The organism is Nocardioides sp. HDW12B, assembly GCF_011299595.1.
GTDB lineage: Bacteria > Actinomycetota > Actinomycetes > Propionibacteriales > Nocardioidaceae > Marmoricola_A.
Map to the genome: position 1 here is coordinate 408,282 of NZ_CP049867.1, position 23,979 is coordinate 432,260.

The window sequence follows — 23,979 nt, forward strand, 5'->3', positions numbered from 1 at the left end:
CCGCGTTACATGGGTTCCCGTGAGCCGTCTCAGCCCTGCTGGAGCTGGTGCATCGCCCGCTCGAAGGACCAGCCGGCGGCGGCCCACGGGCCGGTCGGCTCGTCGGGGTCGGTGAAGTTCAGCAGGTGCGTGGTGAGGTCGGCCGAGAAGGTCTCGCTCGCCTCCAACGGCAGCAGTGACGGCAGGTTGTCGATGGCGATGACGTCGAGCGGCCCGCCGGCGCCCTCGAAGCGGCGCACCGGGTCGTCCCAGCTGGTGATGGCGGTGTTCACCGGCAGCATGTTCGCGTCCGAGGTGACGTCGCAGGTGACGTCGGCGATGAGCCGCATGCGGCGCTCGCGGTCGAGGTCCGCGGGCGTGACGAACGGCGTCTGCGGGGTCTTGATGCCGACGCAGTTGACGACGTAGTCGTGGCGGAACAGGTCGTCCATGTCGAGACGCTCGGTCTCGAGACGGTCCCAGCGGGTCGGCTCGTGGTGGTTGACGGCCAGCGCCGCCCGGGCGCCGCGTCCCGAACGACCGCGCGCCCCGGTGACGAGGATGTCGGCGTCGGCCACCGCGTCGTGCGCGTCGCGCAGCTGCTGGTCGAGGTCGGCCTTGGCCAGGTGGGTCAGCGGGGACTCGAGCCGCCCGGCGAGCTGCAGCACGCCCAGCGCCGCGCCGACGTACCCGGCCCAGTAGCCGAAGGCGACCACGCGCCGCGCCTGGTCGTCGAGCAGGTACTCGACGTCGAAGAGCCGACCGCCGCCGGCCTCGAAGCGGCCCAGCGTCTCGGTGGCGTCGCTCTGGCCCTTGAAGGCGTGCGCGAAGTAGACGTGCGTGTGGCGCAGCTCCCGGGGCTCCTCGGGGAGCTCCTTGATGCCGACGACCACGACGTCGTCCGCGGCGTCGACCCAGCTGCCCGGCTCGGCGATCTCGGCACCCGCCGAGTGGTAGTCCTCGGTCGGGACGATCCGCTGCGGGGAGTCCTCGACGGTGACGCGGAAGCCCTCGTCGAGCAGTCGCAGGACGTCGGCGGGGACGACGGGGGCCCGGCGCTCGGTGGCGCGGGACTCGTGACGGATCCAGAAGTGGGTCGAGGCCATGGGCTCCATCATCCCGTACGCCGACCCGTGCTCCGGACACGCACCCGGCTCACGCGAGCGCGGGGTGAGTCCGCGATCAGCTGAAGCGGTGACCCTTGCCGAGGGCGACCACACCGGTGTCGCTGACGGTGAACCCGCGGCGGCGGTCCTCGTCGTGGTCGATGCCGATGAGAGCGCCGTCGGGGACGACCACGTTCTTGTCGATGATCGCGTTGCGCACCACCGCGCCCTTGCCGATGCGCACGTTGTCGAGCAGCACGCTGCGCTGCACCGAGGCGCTGTCGGAGACGTAGGAGTGCACGCCGATCACGGTCTCGTCGACGGTGGCACCGGAGACGATCGAGCCGGCGCAGACGATCGAGTCGCGCACCGACGCACCGTGGACGAACTTCGAGCCCGGCAGCTGGTGGTGCGAGGTGAAGATCGGCCAGGAGTCGTTGTAGAGGTTGAAGATCGGCACCGCGGAGACGAGGTCGAGGTGGGCCTCGTGGTAGTTGTCGAGCGTCCCGACGTCGCGCCAGTAGTCGCGGTCGCGCGAGGTCGAGCCGGCCACGTCGTTGCGCTTGAAGTCGTAGACCGCCGCGCGTCCCTGGCTCACCAGCATGGGGATGATGTCGCCGCCCATGTCGTGGCGCGAGCCCTCGTCCTTGGCGTCCTTCTCGAGCGCCTCCACCAGCGCGTCGGCGGTGAAGACGTAGTTGCCCATGGAGGCGAACGACTCGTCGGGGGAGTCCACGAGGCCCGGCGGCTCGGGCGGCTTCTCGAGGAACTCCTCGATGGTCACGCCGTCCTCGGCGGTCTTGATGACGCCGAAGGCGAACGCCTCCTCGCGGGGGACGCGGATGCCGGCGACGGTGACGTCGGCGCCGGACTCGACGTGCGCGGCCACCATCTGCGAGGCGTCCATGCGGTAGACGTGGTCGGCGCCGAAGACGACGATGTAGTCGGGCCGCTCGTCGATGATGAGGTTCATCGACTGGTAGATCGCGTCGGCGCTGCCCTGGTACCACTGCTTGCCGCGGCGCTGCTGGGCCGGGACCGGGGCGACGTACTGCCCGAGCATCGACGACAGCCGCCAGCTCTGCGAGATGTGGCGGTCGAGGCTGTGCGACTTGTACTGCGTCAGCACCGCGATCTTCGTGTAGCCGGCGTTGACGAGATTCGACAGTGCGAAGTCGATCAGCCGGTAGGAGCCGCCGAACGGCACCGCAGGTTTCGCCCGGTCGACCGTGAGCGGCATCAGCCGCTTCCCCTCGCCGCCGGCCAGGACAATGCTCAGGACCCGTGCCATGGGGTGACCCTAGTCGGATTAGTTGCGCAGGTCACACCGCGGCCCCGGAGGGCTAGATTCAGCGCATGCGCGTCTCCGTCCTCACCCGCGAGTACCCACCCTTCGTCTACGGCGGGGCGGGGGTGCACGTCGACTTCCTCGTCCGCGAGCTCCGACGCCTCGTCGACGTCGACGTCCTCTGCCTCGGCGAGGAGCGTGAGGGCGCGACGTCGTACGCCGAGAAGGACCCGCGACTGGGCTCGGCGAACTCGACGCTGCACCTGCTCTCGGCCGACGTGGCGATGGCCGCCGGCGCCGAGGGCTCCGACGTCGTGCACTCGCACACCTGGTACGCCAACATGGCCGGGCACTTCGCCAAGCTCCTGTACGACGTGCCGCACGTCGTGACGGCGCACTCGCTGGAGCCGCAGCGGCCGTGGAAGGCCGAGCAGCTCGGTGGCGGCTACCGCGTGTCGTCGTGGGCCGAGCGCACGGCGTACGAGGCCGCCGACGCCGTGGTGGCCGTCAGCGCCGGCATGCGCGCCGACATCCTCGAGGCCTACCCGTCGGTCGACCCGGCCAAGGTGCACGTGATCTACAACGGCATCGACACCGAGCTCTACGCCCCGGACGAGAACACCGACGTGCTGGAGCGGATCGGCGTCGACCTGACCCGGCCCTACGTCGCCTTCGTCGGGCGCATCACGCGGCAGAAGGGGGTGCCACACCTGCTGCGGGCCGGGCTCCAGCTCGACCCCGCCGTGCAGCTGGTGCTGCTCGCCGGCGCCGCCGACACCCCGGAGCTGGCGGCCGAGACCGACGCGCTGATCGCGGAGCTTCGGCGGTCGCGCGACGGCGTCTTCGTGGTCTCGGAGATGCTGCCTCGCCCCGACGTGCGTCAGGTCCTGACCCACGCGATGGCGTTCTGCTGCCCGTCGGTCTACGAGCCGCTGGGGATCGTGAACCTCGAGGCGATGGCGTGCGACACCGCCGTCGTGGCCAGCCGCGTCGGGGGCATCCCCGAGGTCGTGAACCACGAGGAGACCGGGATCCTGGTCGACCTCAGTCCGGACGACCCGGCGGACTTCGAGCGGCGCTTCGCCGAGGCGGTCAACCGGCTCGCGGCCGACCCGGACTTGGCGCGGCGGATGGGGGAGGCCGGTCGTCGACGGGCCGTCGAGTCGTTCGGCTGGGACGCGGTCGCGCGGGAGACCGTGGAGCTGTACCGCTCGCTGCGCTGAGGCGCCGGCTGCCCCGGCGGTCGGTGCCGAGGTCCGTCGGCAGCGGGGGGCGTGACGACTCGATCCGTTGTTCATGCCCCGTTGGGATGACGGCAACCGCGGCGGAACTTGCCGTTATCGGGTTGTTACCCCAGACTGTCGGCGGACACGGGCTCTCGGGGAGACCAACGCCCGTTTCACTGACCGCATCAGTCGGGAAGGGGCATCAGGCGTGCGAGTGGCCGTGGCCGGAGTGGCGTCGGGCGTGCGACGCAGCATCGTCGATCTCCTCGTCGCCGAGGGGCACGACGTCGTCACCGCTCCCCGGGGCAGTCAGCGCCCTGCGCTCGACGGCTGCCGGGCTCTCGTCCACGTCCCGGACCAGCTCCCGCACACGCTCGGCGCCCGCTGGGCCCAGCGCTGGCCGGCCCACGACCACCTCCACGCCCACGGCGTGCACCGGCTGGTCGACCAGGCCTGCGCGGCCGGCGTGCGCCGCATCGTCCACCTCAGCGGCTCCTGGCTGTACGCCGACCAGGGTGACGACTGGGTGAGCGAGGAGTCCCCGATCTGCGTGACGGCCGCGACCGAGCCGCTCGCGGTCGGCGAGATGGCCGTGCAGGACGCCGCCGACTGCGTGCGCACGAGCGTGGTGCTGAGGCTCGGCCAGGTCGTGGGTGACACCCCGCTGACCCGGTGGACGCTGCGCGCTGCCGCGGCGGGACGGCCCTACGGCGTCGGCGACCCCGACGGCTTCGCCCACCTCGTGCACAGCGACGACGTGGCCACGGCCGTGCTCGCCTCCCTCGAGGCGCCCTCGGGGATCTACAACGTCGGCGCCGCCCCCGTCCGACGGGCCGACGTCGTCTCGGCGTACGCCGCCGCGGTGGACCGCGGCACCGGACACTTCCTGGGGCCCGTCACCCGTCGGCTGGCCGGCTCGCGGATCGAGCCGTTCGAGCGGTCGCTGCGCGTGAGCTCCGACCGGTTCGCGGCGGCGACCGGCTGGTCGCCGCGCCACGCGACGTTCTCCCGCTCCTGGTTCGAGGCCGCGGAGAACCTGCTGGTCCTCAGGTGACCGAGCCGGCCCAGTCCGACCCGGCCCAGTCCGACCCGGCCCAGCCCGACCCGGAGCTGACCGGTGCTGGCCGGCAGAGCGCGGACGAGCCCGGTGCGACCGGGTCCGACCCGGCGTCCGATCGCGCGGCGCGAGCCCAGGAGGCCGAGCGCCGCCGACGCCGCGACCGTGTCTTCGGAGCAGTGCTCGCCGACACCACGGCCGACGAGCGCGGCCACGGCTCCTCAGCGGGCGACCGCTCCCGCGACGACGAGCTGCGCCGCAACGTCCCGCCCCACCACGGCTGACCCTCCCTTCCCCCACGAAACGTCAGTCGTGCACGCGCGAAGCGTCGGTTGTGCACGCGCGAAGCGTCGGTTGTGCACGCGCGAAGCGTCAGTTGTGCACGCGCGACACGTCAGTTGTGCAGGGGCCCTCGACGAGTCGGTAGGGCGATCCGCTCGTTCGATCAGCCAGGGGTCGCCGTACTCCACGAAGGTGACGACTGCGCAGAATCGGCAGCCCCTCCATCACGCCGGACGGGTGCGCGCGTCCCGAGTGACGCTTCGCGCGTACATCAGCGACGTTTCGCGCGTACAACTGACGCTTCGCGCGTGCATGAGCGACGTTTCGCGCGGCAGAACTGGCGTCCCGGCAAGCCGACGCCCGGCTCGCGCGGGTGGCGCGAGCCGGGCTCAGGCGGTGCGGGTCAGGCGGTGGGGGGCGGGGTGGTGCCGGTGCCGGTGCTGCCGTAGCCGCCGGCGGAGCCGGCGTTGCGGGACACGAGGGCGTCGCGGATCTCGGTCAGCAGGGCGATGTCCTCGGGGGTGCCGGCGGGCTCCTCGGAGGGGGAGGGGAAGAACTTCTCCTTGGCCCTCGTGTAGGGCGTCACCACGAAGAAGTAGACGACCGCGGCCAGGATGACGAAGGCGATGAGCGCCGTGAGGAACGCACCGACGGGGATGCCGACCCCGGTCTCGTCCTTCCAGATCGTGAAGGAGTCGAAGTTGGGGCTGCCGCCGAAGATCCGGGACACGAAGCCCATGATCACCGCGGTGAAGGTCGTGACGACGGTCGCGAACGACGCGCCGATGATGAAGGCGACGGCCAGCTCGACCAGGTTGCCGCGCAGGATGAAGGCCTTGAATCCACTCATGTTGATCGTGTCCCTCGTTCGTCCAGAAGATTCCGGTCCGCACGTTACACGCCGATGAGCAGGCTGAGGAGGTCCGTGGCCGCCCGACCCGCCAGGGTCACGGCGGTGCTCCGCGGCACGGCGAGCACGACCAGCGCGCCGCCGCTGAGTCCGGCGGTGTCCGGGTCGGAGCGGGTGCCGCGCGGCAGGGCCACCACGGGTACGTCGACCGCGGCCACCTCGGCCCGCCCGTTCGCGGGGTCGGTGGCGACCACGTCCACCCGGTCGCCGACGCGCAGGAGCCGCACCGAGCCCGGGTCGGTGATCCGCAGCGGCACCGCGACCCGCGCGGGGTAGCCGGCGAGCAGTCCCTCGGCCACCACCCTGACGTCGGTGACCGGCTCGCCCTGCCGCAGCGGTGCGGCCAGCGTGCGACCGACGAGGTCCGCGGCCTCCGTGGTCGAGCCGTCGGGCACGCTCTCGGGCGGCAGCGCACGGGCGACGAGGTCGCTGTCGGTCAGCGCGGTCCCTCCGGGCAGGTCGCGCGAGGCCACCAGCACCGAGGTCGTCGGCAGCGGTGGGGCGCTCGCCGCCCGGATGCCCGCCAGCACGGCCACCACCACGAGCACCACGGCGAGGGGGCGACGGCGCAGCAGCACCGCCCGCCGTACGCCGCGCAGCGTGCGTCCCAGCCCGCCGGGACCCGAGCGCCCGCGCACCTGCCCGCGCACCCGCCCGTCAGCTCGACCCCGCCCGGACGCCTGAGCACGACCCGTCGCCCGACCCCTCCCGGCCGCCTGGTCACGACCTGACGCCGGCCCCCTCCCGACGGTGTGGTCCCGCCCCGGTGCGCGACCCGGACCGCGGAGTCGGCCGGGGCCCGGGGCGCGGGAGGAGGCCCCGGCGTCGGGGCGGACGGCGAGCGGTGAGGGCGGGCGCATACCGCGACGCTAGGCACCTCGACGACCGCCCCGCGAGGGGCCGGACGCGGGACACCGGGATCTGTGGAGAACCGGGAAGTTAACGGATTCCGCCGGAGTTTGGAATGATTGGCAGTCGAGGGGCGCGAGTGCCAGCCCCGACGTCGTACCAAGGAGAGCGCGTGCCGACCTATCAGTACTCCTGCACCGAGTGCGGTCACTTCTTCGAGCAGGTCCAGACCTTCAGCGACGCGTCGCTGACCGAGTGCCCGGCCTGCGAGGGACGTCTCCGCAAGGTCTTCAACGCCGTGGGCGTGGTCTTCAAGGGCTCCGGCTTCTACCGGACCGACAGCCGCAGCGAGAACGGCTCGCGCGGCTCGGGCTCCTCCGACGGCAAGGGCAGCTCGGGCAAGGACGGCACGGACAGCAAGGGCGGCCAGGGCGGCAAGCACGGCACGGGCAGCACGGGCAGCACGGAGTCCTCCGGCGCCGGCACGTCGAAGGACGGCTCCTCGGGCAAGGGCAACGGCTCCAGCACGGGATCGGGCGGCTCCGGCAGCGCGGCCGGTGGCAGCAAGAGCGCCACGAGCTCCTCGTCGGGAAGCTCCGGCGGCTCCTCGACGAGTGGGAGCGCCGCCTGAGGCCTCGGCGGTTGGCACAATGACCGTCGTGCCCGACACGACCGCCGCCGACGCGCGCGCCCCCCGACGGTGGTTCCCCCGATCCCGTGTGGGTCGGACGTTCGCCTACTCCGGGCTCGCGCTGACGCTGATCCTGGTCGGGCTGGTGGTGGCCGGCGTGAGCGCGGTGCGCGCGCCGTTCCCGCAGACCGACGGCGAGCTCACGGTCCCGGGCCTGCGCGCCGAGGTCCGCGTGGTGCGTGACGAGCTCGGCGTCCCGCAGGTCTACGCCGACAACGCGCGTGACCTCTTCTTCGCCCAGGGGTTCGTCCAGGCCCAGGACCGGTTCTTCGAGATGGACGTCCGCCGCCACATCACCGCCGGCCGGCTGGCCGAGCTGTTCGGCCCGGACGCGCTCGAGACCGACAAGGTCGTGCGGACGCTGGGCTGGCGGCGGGTGGCCGAGCAGGAGGTCGCCGAGCTGGACCCCGAGGCGATCACCTACCTGGAGTCCTTCAGCGCCGGCGTCAATGCCTACCTGGCCGACACCTCGCCGGACGACCTCTCCCTGGAGTACGCCGTGCTCGGGCTGGACGGGCTCGACTACCAGGTCGAGGACTGGACCCCGGTGGACTCGGTGGCCTGGCTCAAGGCGATGGCGTGGGACCTGCGCGGCAACATGCAGGACGAGATCGACCGGGCGATGGCCTCGACGCGTCTCAGCGCCGAGCAGATCGCCGAGCTCTACCCGCCGTACCCCTTCACGCGCAACGCGCCCGTCGTGGGCGGCGGCACCGTCGTGCGCGGCGACTTCGACAGCGGCTCCGGCGAGGAGCCGGCGGTGCGCCCGGTCCGTCGGGTGCCGCCCGGCCCGGACCTGGAGCAGCTGCTGACCGGGGTCTCCGAGGCGATCGACGCGGTGCCGACCACGGTCGGGACCGGCGACGGCGTGGGCAGCAACGCGTGGGTGGTCGACGGCGAGCACTCGAAGACCGGGATGCCGATCCTGGCCAACGACCCGCACCTGGCCCCGACGCTGCCGGGCGTCTGGTACCAGATGGGCCTGCACTGCACCGAGGTCACCGCCGAGTGCCCCTTCGACGTCTCGGGGTTCACCTTCGCGGGCTTCCCGGGCGTGATCATCGGTCACAACCAGCAGGTGTCGTGGGGCATGACGAACCTCGGCCCCGACGTCAGCGACCTCTACCTCGAGGCCGTCGAGGACGAGCGCTACCTGCGCGGCAAGCGCTGGAAGCCGTTCGACCGCCGCACCGAGACGATCCAGATCGCCGGCGAGGAGCCGTTCACCTTCACCGTCCGCAGCACGGTCCACGGCCCGCTGATCTCCGACGTCGACGCGGTCACGTCCTCGGTGGGCGCGAACGCGCCGCTCCCTCCGGGCGTCGGCAGTCCCGAGCGGGGCAGCGGGTACGCCGTCGCGCTGGCGTGGACGGCGCTCGAGCCTTCGCGGACCGCGCAGGCCGTGTTCGGCTTCAACCGCGCGCAGAGCTGGGAGGAGTTCCGCGCCGCCGCCCGCGACTTCGCCGTCCCCGGCCAGAACCTCGTGTACGCCGACGTCGACGGCCACATCGGCTACCAAGCGGCCGGCGAGATCCCCGTCCGCGCGCCCGAGCACTCCGGTGACGAGCCCGTCCCCGGCTGGGACCGTCGCTACGACTGGACCGGGGAGACCGTCCCGTTCCGCGCGCTGCCCACGGTGCTCGACCCGCCGGAGGGCTTCATCGTCAGCGCCAACCAGGCGGTGACCGAGGCGAGCTACCGCTACGACCTGAACGGCGACATCGACTACGGCCAGCGGGCGCAACGGATCCGCGACGAGCTCGAGCAGCGCGGCGTGCTGTCGGTCGAGGACATGAGCGCGCTGCAGCTCGACACCGCCGACCCGTTCGCGGCCGAGCTCGTGCCGTACCTGCTCGACGTCGACGCCGGCTCCCGCTACTACGCCGGTGGCCAGGAGCTGCTCAAGGAGTGGGACTTCACCCACGACGCCGACTCGGCGGCGGCGTCGTACTACAACGCGGTCTGGGCGCGGCTGCTGGAGTACACCTTCGCCGACCAGCTGCCGCCCTCGGTGCGGGTGGAGGGCGGCAACCGGTGGTTCGAGGTCGTTCGCACGATCCTCGACGACCCCACCGACGAGTGGTGGGACGACGTCGACACCGAGGTGCGCGAGGCGCGTGACGACATCGTGCGGCAGGCGGTCCGGCAGGCCCGCGACGACCTGGTCCGGCTGCAGTCGCGGCGCACCGACGGGTGGAACTGGGGCCACCAGCACACGCTGGACCTCGAGAACCAGACGCTGGGCCAGAGCGACGTGCGGGTGGTCGAGGCGCTGTTCAACCGCGGCCCCTGGGAGGTCTCCGGCTCGTCCGCGGTGGTCAACGCGACCGGCTGGCTGGCCGACGAGGGCTTCGAGGTGACCTGGGTGCCGTCGATGCGGATGGTGGTGTCGGTGGGCGACTTCGACGACTCGACCTGGGTGAACCTCACCGGCGCGAGCGGGCACGCCTTCCACGAGCACTACACCGACCAGACCGACCTGTGGGCCGACGGCGAGACCCGGCGCTGGGAGTTCAGTCCCGAGGCGGTCGAGGAGCAGGGCAAGGACGTCCTGGTGCTGGAGCCGGTCGGGGCCGACGCGCCCGGTCGCTGACAGCCGGCCTCACGTCGTTACCGACGTCAGGCCGGCTCGGGCCCCGGGCCTCACGTCGTTACCGACGTCAGGCCGGTCGTCCCACGTCGTTACCGACGGGTGGCCCCTTCTCGAGCCGTTCCGGCAGGCCTCACGTCGTTACCGACGTCAGGCCGACCGCCGCAGGTCGTTTCCGACGCCAGGCGCCCCCGGGGCCTCCCGACCTCAGGGCTGCTCAGGAGCGGAGCACCCGCAGCCCGGAGGGGAGCGCGACCGCGGTGACCGGCCGGTCGTGCGGCTCGGTCGGCACCTCCTCGAGCAGCTCGCCCTCGTGCAGGAGCGCGCAGACCGGGGTGCCGACGGGGACCCGCCCGAGCGCCCGGTCGTAGGAGCCGCCGCCGCGACCGAGGCGCAGCCCGCGCCGATCGACGGCCAGCGCCGGCACCAGCACGACGTCGGCCGTCGCGACCGCGTCGGGCCCGAGCCGGGGGCCGGTCGGCTCGAGGAGCCCGCGGCCGGCCGACACCAGCGTGCCGTCGTAGCGGGCCCAGTCGAGGTCGCCGTCGGGCAGCAGCACCGGCAGCAGCACGTGGCGCCCGCGCGTCGCCAGCGCCTCCAGCAGCGGCCCGGTGCCCGGCTCGCCGGGGATCGAGACGTACGCCGCCACGGTGGCGGCCCGGCGCAGCGGCTCCCACGCCAGCAGGTGCTCGGTCAGCGCGCGGGCGTCGGCCTGGAGCTCCAGCAGGCTCCGTCGCCGGCGGGTCGTGAGGAGCCGGTCGCGCACCGCCACCTTGGCCGCGGAGCCGTCCGAGCGGCCTCCGGGCGGGCCGCTGCTCCCGGCACCGCCGATGTCGCCGCGCCCCGGGTCGCCGTCGGTGTCGTCCACCGGGCCAACCTAGCCCCGCCCGGGCCCCTACGATCGGACCCATGAGCGACGAGGGCCTGCAGCAGGCACGCGACAAGATGGCCGACGCCGGGGTCGACGCCACGGCGATCGAGGTGTTCTCGCACTACTACCGCCTGGTGGAGAGCGGCGAGAGCGGCATGATCCGCGAGTCCGACATCGAGCCCCTCGACATGGACGCCCTCGCCGACGTCGACGTCCCCGACGACGACGCGGTCGCCGCGCTGGGCGGCACCGTCGTGGTCAAGCTCAACGGCGGGCTCGGCACCTCCATGGGGCTGGCCGCGGCCAAGACCCTGCTCGAGGTCCGCGACGGGCTGACCTTCCTCGACGTCATCGCCCGGCAGGTGCTCGCGCTGCGTGAGCGGCACGACGTACGCCTGCCGCTGCTGTTCATGAACAGCTTCCGCACCCGCGACGACACCCTCGAGGCGCTGGCGGGCTACGCCGACCTGCCCGACGCCGACCTGCCGCTGGACTTCCTGCAGAACAAGGAGCCCAAGCTGCTGGCCGAGGACCTCACCCCCGTCAGCTGGCCCGACGACCCGAGCCTGGAGTGGTGCCCGCCCGGCCACGGCGACCTCTACACCGCGCTGCGCGGCACCGGGCTGCTCGACGCCATGATCGACGCCGGCTTCACCCAGGTCTTCGTGTCCAACTCCGACAACCTCGGCGCGGTGCCGGACCCCCGGGTCGCGGGCTGGTTCGCCGCCAGCGGTGCGCCCTTCGCCATCGAGGCCGTACGCCGCACGCCCAGCGACCGCAAGGGCGGGCACTTCGCCCGACGCACGAGCGACGACCGCATCGTGCTGCGCGAGACCGCCCAGACGGCCGAGGAGGACAAGGAGGCGCTGGCCGACCTGGACCGCCACCGCTTCACCTCCACCAACAACCTGTGGTTCGACCTCGCCGCGATGAAGCAGGCGCTCGACGAGCGCGACGGCATCCTCGGCCTGGCGATGATCCGCAACACCAAGACGGTCGACCCCTCCGACTCCAGCACCCCGGAGGTCATCCAGATCGAGACCGCGATGGGGGCCGCCATCGAGGTCTTCGAGGGCGCCACCACCATCGAGGTCGGACGCGACCGCTTCGTGCCGGTGAAGACCACCGACGACCTGCTGGTGCTGCGCAGCGACTGCTACCGCCTCGACGACGACGCGGTGCTGGAGCAGGTGGTCGAGGAGATCCCGTTCGTGGCCCTCGGCCCGGCCTACAAGCTGGTCGGCGGCTTCGAGGAGCGCTTCTCCCGCGGCGTCCCGAGCCTGCGGGGAGCCACCCGCTTCGAGGTCCCCGGCGACTGGACCTTCGGTGCCGACGTGACCGCGACCGGCGAGGTCGTCGTCGGCGACGAGGACTCCTCCGGCGAGATCGCCGACGGCACACGGCTCGACTGACACGGGAGTGGGGAGCGCCGGTTAGGGTCCTCCCCATGGCCTTCGTCCCCAGCTCCGACCAGCCGTCGGTCAGCGTGGAGGAGCACCTCGAGCGGGTCCTGTCCGCGCTCGAGCCGCTGCCCACCTCGGAGCAGAGCCTGCTGGACTCGCTGGGCCTGCCGCTGACCGAGGCGGTCACGTCGCCGATGGACCTCCCCGCCTTCGACAACAGCGGCATGGACGGCTACGCCGTGGTGCACACCGACCTCGACGGCGCCTCCGAGGAGTCGCCGGTGACGCTGCCGGTGGTGGGGGAGTCGGCGGCCGGACGTGCCACGCTGGTGGCGATGTCGCCCGGCACGGCGGTGAAGATCATGACCGGGGCGCCCGTCCCGCACGGTGCCACCGCCATCGTCCCGGTGGAGTGGACCGACGCCGGCGCAGCCACCGTCCGCATCACCCGGGCACCGCAGCCCGGCCAGCACGTGCGGCCGCAGGGCGAGGACGTCGCCACCGGCGACCTGCTGCTGGAGGCCGGCACGCTGCTCGGTCCGCGCCAGGTCGGTCTGCTGGCCGGCGTGGGTCTGGCCCAGGTCAGCGCCCGGCCGCGACCGCGGGTCGTGGTGATGTCGACCGGCGCGGAGCTCCGCGAGCCCGGCGCCCGGCTCTCGCACGACGCGATCTACGACGCCAACTCCTTCATGCTCGCCGCCGCCGTCCGCCAGGCCGGCGCCATCGCCTACCGCGTCGGCATCACCTCCGACGACCCCGCCGACTTCGCCGACGCGCTGTCGGACCAGCTCGTGCGCGCCGACCTCGTCGTCACCAGCGGCGGCGTCAGCAAGGGCGAGTACGACGTGGTCAAGGAGGTGCTCTCGACGCACGGCACGGTGTGGTTCGGCGAGGTGCGCATGCAGCCGGGCAAGCCGCAGGGCTTCGGCCGGGTGGGGGAGGACGGCACCCCGATCTTCGCGCTGCCGGGCAACCCGGTCTCCTCCTACGTCTCCTACCAGATGTTCGTGCTGCCGGCCCTGCGCAAGCTGATGGGGCGCACGCCGTACACGCGGCTGCCGACCCGCGCCCGCCTCACGACGCCGATGCGCTCGGCGCCCGGCAAGACGCAGCTCGCGCGAGCGGTGCACGCCTTCGACGACCACGGTGCGCACGTCACGCCGGTCGGCGGCCACGGCTCGCACCTGCTCGGCGACCTGGCGACCGCCAACGCGCTCGTGGTCCTGCCCGAGGACGTCGAGCACGCCGAGCAGGGCTCGCAGGTCGACGTGCTGCTGCTCGACCGGGACTACTGAGGAGAGCGCGGAGCGAGATGAGCGAGCCCACCGGCACCAACCGGCTGACCCACGTCGACGAGACGGGCGCCGCCCGCATGGTCGACGTCTCCGGCAAGGACGTCACCACGCGTACGGCGTCCGCGTCCGGGCGGGTGCTCGTGAGCGCCGACGTCGTCGCCCTGCTGCGCGGCGAGGGCGTGCCCAAGGGTGACGCGCTCGGTGTGGCCCGGGTCGCCGGGATCATGGCGGCCAAGCGCACGCCCGACCTGGTGCCGCTGTGCCACCCGCTGGCCATCAGCGGGGTCACCGTCGACCTCGACGTCCACGACGACGCGGTCGCGATCACCGCGACGGTGCGCACCACCGACCGCACCGGCGTGGAGATGGAGGCGCTCACCGCGGTGTCGGTGGCGGCGCTGACGGTGGTCGACATGGTCAAGGCCGTCGACAAGGGCGCGGTCATCACCGACGTCCGGGTGCTGTCGAAGACCGGCGGGAAGAGCGGCGACTGGAGCCGGTCGTGACCGACAAGACGGGCCCCGGGCCCGCCCGCTACCCGGCCACCGTCGTGGTGGCCTCGAACCGGGCCGCGGCCGGGGTCTACGAGGACACCACCGGGCCGCTCATCGTGGCCGCGCTGACCGAGGCCGGCTTCGAGGTCACCGGGCCGGTGGTGCGACCCGACGGCGAGCCGGTCGCCGAGGCGATCCGTGAGGCGGTCGCCGCCGGGGCCCGCGCCGTGCTCACCACCGGCGGCACCGGGGTCACCCCCACCGACCGCACCCCGGAGGTCACCCGCTCGCTGCTCGACTACGAGGTGCCCGGCGTCGCCGAGGCGGTGCGCGCCCACGGCGTGGCCAAGGGCGTCGCGACCGCGGCGCTGTCGCGCGGCGTGGCCGGCGTCGTCGGGTCGGCCTTCGTGGTGAACCTGCCCGGCTCGCGCGGCGGGGTGAAGGACGGGCTGGAGGTCGTCGTGCCGCTGCTGCGGCACGCGGTGGAGCAGATCGTGGGGAGCGACCACTGATGGCGCTGCGGTCTCCGAGCGTGCCCTGGCACGCGGTCGAGCTCACGCACGGACCGGTCACGCTCCGGGCGATCCGGGGCTCCGACGGCCGGGAGTGGACGCGGGTGCGCTCGCGCAACGCCGACTGGCTGCGGCAGTGGGACGCCACCCGCCCCCCGGAGGACGCCGGTCGGCCGGTGACGTTCCGCACCATGGTCCGCGACCTCCGCCGCCAGGCGCGGGAGGGGCGCTGCCTGCCCTTCGCCGTGCTCGTCGACGGCGCCTTCGCCGGACAGCTGACGGTCAGCAACATCGTGGGGGGCTCGGCGCAGTTCGCCAACGTGGGCTACTGGATCGACCGGGCGCACGCGGGGCGCGGGTACATGCCGTTGGCCGTGGCGATGGCCAGCGACTACTGCTGGTTCGAGCTCGGCCTCCACCGCATCGAGGTCGCCATCCGCCCGGAGAACGCCGCGTCGTTGCGGGTGGTGGAGAAGCTCGGCTTCACCGAGGTCGGCTACGCCCCTCGCTACCTGCACATCAACGGCGCCTGGCGCGACCACCGGATCTTCGCCCTGACGGTCGAGGACGTGCCGGGCGGGCTGGTCCGTCGGGTCGTCCGGGGACGCGTCTAGGGTCCGGCTCGGGCCGTCGACGTGACGTCCGGAGGGCCGCTGAAGCACGCGATTCACACGAGTCACAGGAGTTGTCTCCCGACACACCGCACCTCATCCGCCCCGGGAGAGGTCAGTCCTCTTACCGTTGTCCCGTGGACATGTCTGGCCTGATCTTCGTCGCCCTGGCCGCCGTCTGGGCGGTCGTTCTCATCCCGATGGCCCTGCGTCACCACGACGAGGCGGCGAGAACACGTGCCGTCGACAATTTCTCCGACGACCTCCGCGTGGTCGCCCGCCGCGAGGCCGTCAACACCCGTGAGTCGCGCCTCGTCGTGCCGTCCCGGCTGCGACGTACGCCGTCGACCGAGGCGTCCGCGACCACGACGGCAACCGACGCCGCGCCGTCACCCTCCGCCGCCGGCGCCGCCGGCGCCACCGGCGCGACCACGGACCGTCCGGTCGCCGGCCAGCCCAGCGTCCCGGCCCCGCGCCGCACCGGCCCGCGCGACGGCCGTCCGGCCGTCCCCGTCCGCGCCATCCCGGCCCAGAGACGCGCCTCCGCCCGCCGCGCCCACCGCGCCGCGGCGCGGGCCGCGGCCAAGCGCCGGCGCGTCGTGCTCGGGCTGCTGCTGCTCGTGACCCTGGGGGTCTCCGTCGGCTCGCTCACCGGTGTGCTCCTGCCGTGGGCCCCGGCCGTCCCGGCCGCGGTCGTCGTCGGCTTCCTGGCGCTGGCCCGCGTGCTGGCCCGGCGCGAGCTGCGGGCGTGGCAGGCCGTCGTCGGTGCCGAGGAGGAGACTGCGGCCCCCCAGGCCCCTGCCGCCCCGCTGGTCGTGGCCGACCTGCCCCGCTTCTCTCCCGCCATCACGGTCCCGGTCGTGCCGCCGGTCTCGGTGGTCAGCGGGCTCGACGACACCGCCGGCGTCCCCGTCGGTCTCGCCGCGGCCGCTCCCAGCACGCCGGTCGAGGGCCTGTGGGACCCGCTCCCCGTCACGCTGCCGACGTACGTCACCAAGCCGCGCGCCCACCGCTCGGTGCGCACCATCGACCTGCTGGAGCCGGGCGTCGTGAGCTCGGGACGCAACGCCGCCGACAGCGCCCTGGTCGCCGAGGCCGCCACCGCGCGGCCGGCGCAGGCCGAGCAGCACCGCGACCGCGCCGTCGGCAGCTGACGTCCCGCGGTCGAGCCGGTCGAGGCCCGCTCGTCGGTCGGGCTCGTCGAGACCTCCGCACGGTGGTCGAGCCCGTCGAGACCCGGTCCCCGATTCGGAGAGCCCCCGATCCGACTGGTATCTTCGACCCGCGCCCGGTCCTCCGGGCGCCCTGGTCTCCGGACCACGGGGCTGTGGCGCAGTTGGTAGCGCGTCTCGTTCGCAATGAGAAGGTCAGGGGTTCGAATCCCCTCAGCTCCACCAAACCCGCTGGTCAGAGGCCTGCACGGATCCTGAAATCAGGAGCAGGCAGTGGCAAGTCAGCAGAAACTCAGCACAAAGTCGATCAGATCGCAGGGACCCTCGGTCCGTCTGGGCCGGTCTCGGCCGGCCGCGGCACGGCTCGAACACCTGGTCTGCATGACGACCACAACATCCTCCGAGACGGCGCTGGGCCCCGTCCTCACCCTGTCCCAGCTGGCCGCCCAGCTCGGCGTCACCGTCCAGACCCTCTACGACCTCCGAAGTCAGGGGCGCGGGCCGCGCGGGTTCCGCGTCGGCCGTGAGCTCCGGTTCCGGGTCAGCGAGGTCGACGCCTGGCTCGCCAAGCTGGAGGCCGACGACGCCAAGCGGCACCCCCGCCAGGCCGGCTGATGCGCACCGGACGACCCCGTACGCCGATCGGCACCCACGGGGCGATCAACACCCGCCGGGAAGGCGGCAGCGTGGTGGCGGAGACCCGCGTCCGGGACCTGGATGGTCGGCTCCGCCAGGTCAGAGCCTCGGGGCCGACCGCGGCCGCCGCGCGCAGCCGGCTGATGGAAAGCATCCGGGAGCGACCGTCTCTCCCGAGCTCCGGAGTGTTGCGGCCCACGAGCTCGTTCGCCGACCTCGCGGACCTTTGGCTGGCTGACCTCGAGCTGCGCGACCTGGCCGGCAACACCAAGGAGAACTACCGCACCTGCCTGCGGCTCCACGTCCGACCGGCGTTCGAGCACTACACCCTGACCGAGGTGACCACCGGCCGGGTCGAGTGGTTCCTGGCGAGGCAGGCGAAAGTGTCGCCGTCGCAGGCCAAGCAGACCCGCACGATGCTCAACATGCTCTTCGCCTACGCGTTGCGTCATGACGCGATCGCTCGCAACCCGGTCGAGGGTACGTCGCAACTGCGACGGGTCAAGACGACACCTCAGGCGCTCACGCTCGACCAGATCGCCGCGATCAGGAAGGCGGCTGCCCAGTGGCGAAGTGAACCCGGTCTCCCCGGCCCCAAACCCGACGGCCAGGTCCGCGACATCATCGAGGTCCTGCTCGGGACAGCGATGCGTCCCGGGGAGGTGCTCGCGCTCCGTCCCTGCGACATCGAGGACCTGCCGACCGGGATGGTCGCCAGCGTCAACGGCACCGTTGTGCAGCGCAAGGGGAGCGGAGCTGAGCGCCAGCCTCGGCCCAAGACCGACGCGTCCATCAGGCGCATTCCCGTGCCCGAGTTCGCGGCCGACGTGCTGCGGCGCCGGATCACCGGCATGCCTCTCATTGCATCGTCTCGGACCATCTTCGCCAGCCGCAACGGGGGTCCTCTCAGCCCGTACAACGTCCGCCGCACCTTTCGCGACTTCCTCCAGCTCGCTGACCTGGGCGGCAGCGGAATCAGTCTTCGCTGGTATCGGCGGACCGGGGCAACCGTGATCGCACGCGGCATCGGGACCGACGCTGCCGCCGTCTACCTCGGACACACCTCCACCGTGATCACCGAGGGCCACTACATCGAGCCGGATCGTGCCGTGGATCCGACTCCTGCCGCGCACCTGGAACGTGCATTGCGACCGGACAAGCCAGACGGTTCGCTGCTGGCAATCCGTCCGGCCGACCGCGAAGCGGAGTTGCTCGACGCGGTTGACCGCGAGGGCGGGGATGACGCCGTGGCGTAGGCAGGTCGCGGCTCACGAACGTCGGATGGCGTCGTGGTTGCCCGGCGAGAAGTGTTCTCCGGAACATGTTGGGGGTCATGTGATCGAGCCCGGCCTCACCGATACGGGCGCCGGCGTGACGCCCGAGATCCTCGAAGCGCTGGCTCCGCGCGTGGGAGAGGACCACACCCCGCCGTGGGCAGCATCGGCTCACATCGAGCGCGAGGGACCGGTCGTTCCGCTGCCGGGTTGGTGCACGATCGCGGAGTGCAGTTCGGCTCGGCTCCGGGCCGCGCCCGGCGACGCAGTCGGCGGCTCTGACTGTGGGCGGAGTCGGTCGCGTACGAGCCCGATGATGGCGGTGTGGTCACCTTCGGTCAGGGGGAGGTAGCGGTGCCGGGGCGGGGCGACCAGCTGGCCGCTGTTCTCCACGATGCGCGGCATGGTGACGCGGGTGAAGTAGCCGTTGCGTTTGACGCCGGCCTCGATGACGTCGGCGATCCGGGCATCGAGCCTGGCGAAGAGGGCGGTGAAGGCGTGCAGGGCGCGGGGGTCGAGGTCGGCGTCGGGGCGGATGGTCTTGAGTCGGCCGATGGCGTTGGCGGCTTCGGTGATCGCGAGTCCGCCGGTTCCGACGCGGCCGCCGATGTTGCGCAACTGGTGTTGGAGGTCGAGGTAGGTCTGCGCGCGGGCGAGCCAGGCCTGTTCTAGGTCCCCGTCGGTCTTGGCGGCCAGCGGCGCGAGCCCTGCGGAGAGGAGCCGTTGGGAGTCGACCACGAGCCGCAGGTTCATCGCGCTGGGGAAGGACTTCATCCGGATGACGAGGTTGTGCTCGGCTTGGAGCACCCCGAGCAGTCCGGGTTTGGCGGGTCCGGTGATGACCTTGGCCTTGGGGCGCCAGCCGTGGGCGTCGAGGGCATAGTCGGGTGGTTCGAGGCTGGCGTCCAGGGCGCAGGCCAGCGCTGCCCAGCCGAGCCGTTCACCGCGGTGGAGCTTCTCCCAGCCGGGGATGTTGGAGTAGCGCTGGTCGAGCACCACCAGAGCGCGGACGGCGGCCGCGATGTCGCCGATCAGGGTGTGGGTCTGCCGGGCGTCCAGGCTGTCTCGGCGGAGTCCGGCGTCGAAGTCGTGCTCACCGAGGGCGGCGGCGCGGGCGACTTGGCGCCAGTGCTCGACCATCGGCAGGTCCTGGGGGGTGGTCAGCTCCTCCAGGGTGGGGAGCCGGGCGCTGGCTGCGTCGATGGCCTGGTCGAGTGCCAAGGCCAACGCGCCCAGGGCGCCGTGGTGGAGGCTGGGCAGCCGGAACGGGTTGGGCTGCCTGGGGTTCAGGTTGCTGGCCGTGTGTGGGGCGACGGCTCGGGTCGCCTGTCGGCACCACAGCAGTGCGGCGTGCCGGTAGCTGCCGATCTGGTCCCCGATCTGGCGGCGTTCGGCGTCGGTGGACGTGATCGGGACGCTGTGGGTGCCGTCGCCTCCGATGCGGAGTTGGACGCGGTGCTGGGTGAGCAGCGAGGCCAGCTCTGCTCGTAGGAGGGCGCCGTTCTCGCCGTACATCAGGGCTCATCCAGCGCGTGGGCGTCGGCGAGGGAGGCGAGGACCAACTCGATGTGGAGGGCATCGACGCCGTAGTCGGCGAGCTGCTGCACTGCGCACACGGCGAGACCCATCACGATGTCGCAGTCGCGGGTGATGCCGGCGGTGTCCAGGGCGGGCGTGTCGTCGCCGTGGACCCAGTCCAGCTCAATGAGGGCCCGTTCGTAGGCCGAGGACGCCTCGACGCTCCGGGCGTGATCGGCTAAAGCGGCGAGGTAGGAGCGGGCCTCGGCGAGGGTGGCCGCATGGGCGAGCAACATGATGAGTCCTTCCGTTCGGGGGTGGCATCCCGTTCACCGTCATCCCGGGGTCCGGGAAGCGCCGGCTGGGTTGCTCTGGCTGTGGAGACCCCTTGAGAATCAGGCTGTTGTGCAGCGCTACGAGGCGCTGCGGACCTGGTCCTCGATCCGTCGGCGGGCGGCGACGTCGTCGGCCACGAACTGGTGGAAGTCGGCGTTCCGGTCCGCGATCGGGACTTCCGGACCGGTCTCGATCGGCGTTTCCCCCGGCCAGGTGGTCTGCCTGGTCGGCCGGTCCCGGTCGAGGCGGCAGCCGGCGGTCGAGACCCATTCCCGGAGCCGGTTGCGGGCCTCGGCGAAGTCGCGGTGCCACCCGATCGGCCCGGATGGTGTGCCCTCGGTGTCGTAGGCGTTGAGCCAGTGGGTGTGGAGCGCGGAGAGTTCCCACACCAGTTCGTCGTGGCGATGCCAGTACGGCGGGACCACGGTCGGCGGGAGCCCGTAGGACAGCCGTAGCCAGGTGACCCAGCCGTTGAGGTCCAGCCACTCGACCAGGGCCTCGTCGGCGCTCAGCAGGTTCCAGTTGATCGGCCGCAGCGGCCGGTCGTCGTCCAAGTCGGCGGTCCCGAACTGCTCGGGATCGCCGTACTTTGACCTGCCGTCGTCGTCCGGGTCGAGGAGCGGCTGCTGCCCGGGGTCGACGTGAGTCGTCATCACTGGCCTTGCTCAGATGCTGGCAGCTCGTGCGGGCTCGTTGACCACCGTGAGCTCGTTGGTCGGCGGGTCGGGCTGCTGGGCCGGGGTGCGGTCGACGACGTAGCGGGTCCGGGCGCAGTCGTGCCCGATGCGGCGGGCGACGAACTGCTCACGGATCTCGCTGCGGCCGCCGGGGCGGTCCTGTTCGTACTCGTGGATGTAGCCCGAGGCGACGATCTGGTCGCCGGGCTTGAACCTTGGGTAGGCGCGCTCGGCCGACCGGTCGAACATCACCAGGTCGCAGTAGACCGGGTCGAGTTTGGTGAAGGACCCGTCGACCTCCTTGCGGTGCTGCTCGATGCCGACCCGGCTGTAGAACCGCGGGTGGCCCTTGCCGGTGAAGGTGAGTTCGGGCGCGGTAGCGATGAACCCCTGGAGGCTCATTTGGGTGGGAATCGACATTGGCTGACTCCTGGACTCGCGCGGCGCCTCGACTGGCGACCGCTCTCAGGAGTCAGGTGTGTGCTGGCTACTCCGTCGGCTTGTCCGCGTCGATGACGCGACGCCAGTCGTCGTGGAAGTCCTCCAACGGTTCGGGGGCAGTGCCCTCCCACCGGCGCGGGATGTCCTGCATTGAGTCCGGCATGAAGGGAGCGCTCTTGCGCCACTCGCTGAAGTACGTGTGCGCCATCGTCAACTGGTAACTCGGGCCCCGGTCACCGAAGGTGATGAGCAGATGGTCGAGCGTGGCACCGTCGTTGATGGTCGCGACGGCAACGGCGGTCACCGTCTCCGAGCTGAGGTCGGGGTAGAGCTTGGCCGTGTCCTCGGGCGGCTCACCGTTGGCCATGAAGTAGTTCTGACGCCAGAGATCGAACGGGCCGCCAATCGGGCATCCGTACTTCGCATGCTCAACCCAGTACTTGCTCACAGAACCTGTCTACGGGTCGCGTCCGACAGAAGCGCTTCTTCAGCGTCGTTGCAGGGCTTTCTCGATGGCAGTGCGCTCAGTGCGGAGTTGCTCGACCTCCTTGCGGGCCGTCCAGGGGCGCAGGTCGGTGACCAGGGGTGGGGAGCTGCGGAGCAGGACCAGGGCGAGGCCGAACGGGAGGGTGCGGATCGTCTCGGGTGGCATGACCGGGACGCGGCGGGTGGAGCGTTGGAGGGATCGGGAGCCGTAGTCGCCGATGGAGATGGTGTCGGTGCGTTCGTCGCGTTCGCCGATCAGCGCTGAGAGGTCTTGCAGGTCCCGGGCCGACGAGGCGCCGCCGAGGATGACCTTGACGATGCTCGCGTCCCAGATCGCGCCGGCGGCGTGGTCTCCCCACTTGTCGCGTGCCTGGGAGAGCGACTGGAGCACCGGCATGGTGGTGATACCGGTGCCGCCCCCTTCGGCCATAAGCACCGGCAGGGACGGCAAGGGGGAGAGGTTCCCGATCTCGTCGAGCGCCAGGAGCAGTGGTGGGTCGAGTCGGGCGCCCGGTGAAGCGGCGGCGAGGTGGCGGGCGGTCTCCACGAGGTCCTCGATGAACGCCGCGACGAGTGACCAGGAGGCGCCGGCTCCGGCTCCGGTGGCGAGCAGGTAGAGGGTGCCATTGCCGGTGAGGAACTCGACGGGGTCGAAGTGCTCGCCGGGGGGTGGCGAGACGGCGTCGAGGACACGGGGGTCGGCCAGGCACGAAAGGGCGAGGGAGACGCCCATCCAGATGGAGTCGCGGGTGCGGGGGTCGGCGTGGATCATCGACTCCAGCGAGTCTGCCCAGCCGGGGGCCGCGTTCGAGTTGCTGGCCAAGACCGCCACGGCGTCAGCGGCGGCGGAGGGTGAGAGCGTCCAGTTGAACAGCTCGCGCGGGGTCCTGTTGTCGAGCGCGGCGGCATGGAGGAGGGCTTGGAGAGCGGTGCGTGTCTTGCCCTCCCAGAACCCTCCGGACTCGACCCCGCCGGTGGAGAGGCCGGTGGCCGAGGCGAGGCCGGTGGCTCGGATCATCGCGGTGAGCGGGTCCTCGCAACCGCGTACGGGGGACCAGCGCAGCCCGGCGGGCAGTCCTTCGGCGAGGCGTTGGGGGTCGAAGACCGCGACGGGTCCTCGGCGTTGCCGTGAGGTGAGGGTGGCGGCGATGTTGTCGGGTCGGGTGGCGGTGGTGATCACGGCGCCGGGTGCGTCCAGGATCGCGTTGATGACGATGTGGAGGCCCTTGCCGGATCGCGGTGGGCCGAGCAGCAGGACCGAGTCCTCGACCGACGCCCACACGCTCTGGCTCCGGGAGCGGCCGAGCAGATAGCCGACATCCGAGGGTTCGGGCTGGTCGAGGGATGGCCTCAGGGTGCGCCCGCGTGCGAGCAGCGCCTTCTGCGAGGCCACAGTTCGTACGTCGCGGCCGGTAGCGACTCCAGCGAGCCGGCGCGGGTCGTGGGTTGTCCTGTGTCTGATCGTGCCGATGCGTCGCCACAGCACGAGCGCGGCCGCGATGACTCCGCCCATCATGAGGGCCAGGACGAGCCAGTAGACCCACGCGGCCATTCCGTCGGAGCCGAGCGCGGCGCCCGGGTCGCCTGGTCGGCTGAGTAGACGGAACCCTGCCTCCCATCCTTCGGTCGGCTGCCCGGTGCCTGAGAGCCAGGCTGCGACGGTTCCCGCCAGTCGCAGGATCGCGGCGATGACGCCGACGGCTGCGATCAGTCCGAGGCCGAGGTTGACCAGCTCGTCGTCGACGCCCTGGCCACGAGGGTTCACGCGGCACCGCCAATGACCATGACGGTCCCGGACTCCCTGCCCATGAGCACCAGGAGTCCCGGGTGGGCTTCGAGCAAGGCCGGTGGCAACCGGAGTCGAGTGGTGCCCTCAGTGCTCGCGGTTTGGTGCGCGACCACCACCGCGACGGCCACGTCCTCGTTCGGGAGGAACCCCTCCCCGGATAACTCCCCGACCGTGACACGCGGCTGCTTAACGGGCTCAACGACGTGCAGTCGGGGGCGGCCAGGGGTCACGATGTCGGTGAACGTCGAGTCGTCTGCCTCGTGCACTTCGACCCGCACGGGTGTGCCCAAGTCGGCGGCGATGTCGTCGAGCACCCGTCGGAGGTCCTCGCGCTGCAGGGCGCCGTCTGCGGAGTAGGGCTCGCGGTCGAGCGACACGGTCAGGTGGCCCGTCTTGTCGACGGTGACCTCGACTAGCGGCATCACCACGGGCACCCGCATCGCGGCGTGGTCGTCGCGTCGGTAGGAGCCTGCTGCGCTGGTCATG

The 23,979-nt window shown here is 72.0% G+C and carries 24 protein-coding genes, 1 tRNA gene and 1 pseudogene; 14 read left to right on the plus strand and 12 right to left on the minus strand.

Features of this window, described 5'->3' with window-relative positions; all coding sequences use genetic code 11:
• Positions 1 to 29: 29 nt before the first annotated feature.
• Together G7072_RS01965 and glgC are read right to left on the minus strand one after the other, a co-directional pair.
• A complete protein-coding gene (locus G7072_RS01965; RefSeq protein ID WP_166083975.1) occupies positions 30 to 1,085 on the minus strand; it encodes a saccharopine dehydrogenase in 1,056 nt (351 codons plus the stop codon).
• Between the two features lie 76 nt (positions 1,086 to 1,161).
• Positions 1,162 to 2,376 (minus strand): glucose-1-phosphate adenylyltransferase, encoded by a 1,215-nt coding sequence (gene glgC / locus G7072_RS01970; protein WP_166083976.1) that lies wholly within the window; start codon positions 2,374 to 2,376, stop codon positions 1,162 to 1,164.
• A gap of 65 nt (positions 2,377 to 2,441) precedes the next feature.
• On the opposite strand from glgC, the gene glgA reads away from it, so the two are divergent.
• The 3 genes from glgA to G7072_RS01985 all read left to right on the plus strand — a co-directional run bounded on the left by glgA (position 2,442) and on the right by G7072_RS01985 (position 4,940).
• Positions 2,442 to 3,596 (plus strand): glycogen synthase, encoded by a 1,155-nt coding sequence (gene glgA, locus G7072_RS01975; RefSeq protein WP_166083978.1) that lies wholly within the window; start codon positions 2,442 to 2,444, stop codon positions 3,594 to 3,596.
• 211 nt (positions 3,597 to 3,807) lie between these two features.
• Positions 3,808 to 4,653: an NAD(P)-dependent oxidoreductase gene (locus G7072_RS01980; RefSeq protein ID WP_166083979.1), complete on the plus strand. Its 846-nt coding sequence runs from the start codon at positions 3,808 to 3,810 to the stop codon at positions 4,651 to 4,653.
• Positions 4,650 to 4,940, plus strand: a complete 291-nt coding sequence (locus G7072_RS01985; RefSeq protein WP_206063245.1) for a hypothetical protein — start codon at positions 4,650 to 4,652, stop codon at positions 4,938 to 4,940. The genes G7072_RS01980 and G7072_RS01985 overlap by 4 nt, the downstream gene beginning before the upstream one ends.
• 401 nt (positions 4,941 to 5,341) lie before the next feature.
• Here the strand turns inward: G7072_RS01985 and G7072_RS01990 are convergent, their stop codons facing one another.
• Together G7072_RS01990 and G7072_RS01995 are read right to left on the minus strand one after the other, a co-directional pair.
• A complete protein-coding gene (locus tag G7072_RS01990; protein ID WP_166083980.1) occupies positions 5,342 to 5,788 on the minus strand; it encodes an MscL family protein in 447 nt (148 codons plus the stop codon).
• A 44-nt stretch (positions 5,789 to 5,832) separates the two neighbouring features.
• Positions 5,833 to 6,498 carry an SAF domain-containing protein gene (locus G7072_RS01995; RefSeq protein ID WP_166083981.1) on the minus strand — a complete coding sequence of 222 codons (666 nt, stop codon included), beginning with the start codon at positions 6,496 to 6,498 and terminating at the stop codon, positions 5,833 to 5,835.
• 371 nt (positions 6,499 to 6,869) lie between these two features.
• Between G7072_RS01995 and G7072_RS19925 the strand changes: the two are divergent.
• Both G7072_RS19925 and G7072_RS02005 read left to right on the plus strand, forming a co-directional pair.
• Positions 6,870 to 7,061 (plus strand): annotated as a pseudogene (locus G7072_RS19925) (FmdB family zinc ribbon protein); the annotation flags it as partial.
• Between the two features lie 295 nt (positions 7,062 to 7,356).
• Positions 7,357 to 9,981, plus strand: coding sequence for a penicillin acylase family protein (locus tag G7072_RS02005; protein ID WP_240917097.1), 2,625 nt, complete (start codon positions 7,357 to 7,359; stop codon positions 9,979 to 9,981).
• Positions 9,982 to 10,195: 214 nt separating this feature from the next.
• Here the strand turns inward: G7072_RS02005 and G7072_RS02010 are convergent, their stop codons facing one another.
• A complete protein-coding gene (locus G7072_RS02010) occupies positions 10,196 to 10,846 on the minus strand; it encodes a 5-formyltetrahydrofolate cyclo-ligase (protein ID WP_240917098.1) in 651 nt (216 codons plus the stop codon).
• Positions 10,847 to 10,887: 41 nt separating this feature from the next.
• On the opposite strand from G7072_RS02010, the gene G7072_RS02015 reads away from it, so the two are divergent.
• The 9 genes from G7072_RS02015 to G7072_RS02055 all read left to right on the plus strand — a co-directional run bounded on the left by G7072_RS02015 (position 10,888) and on the right by G7072_RS02055 (position 18,228).
• The gene (locus G7072_RS02015; RefSeq protein ID WP_166083985.1) at positions 10,888 to 12,261 is read left to right on the plus strand and encodes a UTP--glucose-1-phosphate uridylyltransferase; all 1,374 of its coding nucleotides are present in this window, start codon (positions 10,888 to 10,890) and stop codon (positions 12,259 to 12,261) included.
• 35 nt (positions 12,262 to 12,296) lie between these two features.
• Positions 12,297 to 13,547 (plus strand): gephyrin-like molybdotransferase Glp, encoded by a 1,251-nt coding sequence (gene glp, locus G7072_RS02020; protein WP_166083986.1) that lies wholly within the window; start codon positions 12,297 to 12,299, stop codon positions 13,545 to 13,547.
• Positions 13,548 to 13,564: 17 nt separating this feature from the next.
• Positions 13,565 to 14,053: a cyclic pyranopterin monophosphate synthase MoaC gene (gene moaC, locus G7072_RS02025; protein WP_166083987.1), complete on the plus strand. Its 489-nt coding sequence runs from the start codon at positions 13,565 to 13,567 to the stop codon at positions 14,051 to 14,053.
• Complete coding sequence (locus G7072_RS02030) at positions 14,050 to 14,553, plus strand: MogA/MoaB family molybdenum cofactor biosynthesis protein (protein WP_166083988.1); 504 nt, start codon at positions 14,050 to 14,052, stop codon at positions 14,551 to 14,553. Before moaC ends, G7072_RS02030 begins: the two co-directional genes overlap by 4 nt.
• Positions 14,553 to 15,167, plus strand: coding sequence for a GNAT family protein (locus G7072_RS02035; protein ID WP_166083989.1), 615 nt, complete (start codon positions 14,553 to 14,555; stop codon positions 15,165 to 15,167). Before G7072_RS02030 ends, G7072_RS02035 begins: the two co-directional genes overlap by 1 nt.
• A gap of 134 nt (positions 15,168 to 15,301) precedes the next feature.
• Positions 15,302 to 16,318, plus strand: coding sequence for a hypothetical protein (locus G7072_RS02040; RefSeq protein WP_166083990.1), 1,017 nt, complete (start codon positions 15,302 to 15,304; stop codon positions 16,316 to 16,318).
• 167 nt (positions 16,319 to 16,485) lie between these two features.
• A tRNA-Ala gene (locus G7072_RS02045) sits at positions 16,486 to 16,561 on the plus strand.
• A gap of 156 nt (positions 16,562 to 16,717) precedes the next feature.
• Positions 16,718 to 16,951, plus strand: a complete 234-nt coding sequence (locus tag G7072_RS02050) for a helix-turn-helix domain-containing protein (RefSeq protein WP_166083991.1) — start codon at positions 16,718 to 16,720, stop codon at positions 16,949 to 16,951.
• Positions 16,951 to 18,228, plus strand: coding sequence for a tyrosine-type recombinase/integrase (locus G7072_RS02055; RefSeq protein ID WP_166083992.1), 1,278 nt, complete (start codon positions 16,951 to 16,953; stop codon positions 18,226 to 18,228). The genes G7072_RS02050 and G7072_RS02055 overlap by 1 nt, the downstream gene beginning before the upstream one ends.
• Positions 18,229 to 18,417: 189 nt before the next feature.
• Here the strand turns inward: G7072_RS02055 and G7072_RS02060 are convergent, their stop codons facing one another.
• From G7072_RS02060 to G7072_RS02090, 7 genes are all read right to left on the minus strand, one after another.
• Positions 18,418 to 19,761, minus strand: coding sequence for a hypothetical protein (locus G7072_RS02060; RefSeq protein WP_166083993.1), 1,344 nt, complete (start codon positions 19,759 to 19,761; stop codon positions 18,418 to 18,420).
• Positions 19,761 to 20,060: a hypothetical protein gene (locus G7072_RS02065; protein WP_166083994.1), complete on the minus strand. Its 300-nt coding sequence runs from the start codon at positions 20,058 to 20,060 to the stop codon at positions 19,761 to 19,763. The genes G7072_RS02060 and G7072_RS02065 overlap by 1 nt, the downstream gene beginning before the upstream one ends.
• Positions 20,061 to 20,177: 117 nt before the next feature.
• Positions 20,178 to 20,753 carry a hypothetical protein gene (locus tag G7072_RS02070; RefSeq protein ID WP_166083996.1) on the minus strand — a complete coding sequence of 192 codons (576 nt, stop codon included), beginning with the start codon at positions 20,751 to 20,753 and terminating at the stop codon, positions 20,178 to 20,180.
• A gap of 12 nt (positions 20,754 to 20,765) precedes the next feature.
• Positions 20,766 to 21,179: a single-stranded DNA-binding protein gene (locus G7072_RS02075; RefSeq protein ID WP_240917099.1), complete on the minus strand. Its 414-nt coding sequence runs from the start codon at positions 21,177 to 21,179 to the stop codon at positions 20,766 to 20,768.
• 85 nt (positions 21,180 to 21,264) lie between these two features.
• Positions 21,265 to 21,666: a hypothetical protein gene (locus G7072_RS02080; protein WP_166083998.1), complete on the minus strand. Its 402-nt coding sequence runs from the start codon at positions 21,664 to 21,666 to the stop codon at positions 21,265 to 21,267.
• Positions 21,667 to 21,705: 39 nt separating this feature from the next.
• The gene (locus G7072_RS02085) at positions 21,706 to 23,469 is read right to left on the minus strand and encodes a TraM recognition domain-containing protein (RefSeq protein ID WP_166083999.1); all 1,764 of its coding nucleotides are present in this window, start codon (positions 23,467 to 23,469) and stop codon (positions 21,706 to 21,708) included.
• The gene (locus tag G7072_RS02090; protein ID WP_166084000.1) at positions 23,466 to 23,978 is read right to left on the minus strand and encodes a hypothetical protein; all 513 of its coding nucleotides are present in this window, start codon (positions 23,976 to 23,978) and stop codon (positions 23,466 to 23,468) included. The genes G7072_RS02085 and G7072_RS02090 overlap by 4 nt, the downstream gene beginning before the upstream one ends.
• Position 23,979 lies beyond the last annotated feature (1 nt).

Excerpts from the sequence above, each read along its gene's own strand:
- G7072_RS01965 (WP_166083975.1), bottom strand. The coding sequence starts at position 1,085 with ATGGCCTCGACCCACTTCTGGATCCGTCACGAGTCCCGCGCCACCGAG.
- glgC (WP_166083976.1), bottom strand. The coding sequence starts at position 2,376 with ATGGCACGGGTCCTGAGCATTGTCCTGGCCGGCGGCGAGGGGAAGCGG.
- glgA (WP_166083978.1), top strand. The coding sequence starts at position 2,442 with ATGCGCGTCTCCGTCCTCACCCGCGAGTACCCACCCTTCGTCTACGGC.
- G7072_RS01990 (WP_166083980.1), bottom strand. The coding sequence starts at position 5,788 with ATGAGTGGATTCAAGGCCTTCATCCTGCGCGGCAACCTGGTCGAGCTG.
- G7072_RS02015 (WP_166083985.1), top strand. The coding sequence starts at position 10,888 with ATGAGCGACGAGGGCCTGCAGCAGGCACGCGACAAGATGGCCGACGCC.
- glp (WP_166083986.1), top strand. The coding sequence starts at position 12,297 with ATGGCCTTCGTCCCCAGCTCCGACCAGCCGTCGGTCAGCGTGGAGGAG.
- moaC (WP_166083987.1), top strand. The coding sequence starts at position 13,565 with ATGAGCGAGCCCACCGGCACCAACCGGCTGACCCACGTCGACGAGACG.
- G7072_RS02035 (WP_166083989.1), top strand. The coding sequence starts at position 14,553 with ATGGCGCTGCGGTCTCCGAGCGTGCCCTGGCACGCGGTCGAGCTCACG.
- G7072_RS02050 (WP_166083991.1), top strand. The coding sequence starts at position 16,718 with ATGACGACCACAACATCCTCCGAGACGGCGCTGGGCCCCGTCCTCACC.
- G7072_RS02055 (WP_166083992.1), top strand. The coding sequence starts at position 16,951 with ATGCGCACCGGACGACCCCGTACGCCGATCGGCACCCACGGGGCGATC.
- G7072_RS02060 (WP_166083993.1), bottom strand. The coding sequence starts at position 19,761 with ATGTACGGCGAGAACGGCGCCCTCCTACGAGCAGAGCTGGCCTCGCTG.
- G7072_RS02065 (WP_166083994.1), bottom strand. The coding sequence starts at position 20,060 with ATGTTGCTCGCCCATGCGGCCACCCTCGCCGAGGCCCGCTCCTACCTC.
- G7072_RS02070 (WP_166083996.1), bottom strand. The coding sequence starts at position 20,753 with ATGACGACTCACGTCGACCCCGGGCAGCAGCCGCTCCTCGACCCGGAC.
- G7072_RS02075 (WP_240917099.1), bottom strand. The coding sequence starts at position 21,179 with ATGAGCCTCCAGGGGTTCATCGCTACCGCGCCCGAACTCACCTTCACC.
- G7072_RS02090 (WP_166084000.1), bottom strand. The coding sequence starts at position 23,978 with ATGACCAGCGCAGCAGGCTCCTACCGACGCGACGACCACGCCGCGATG.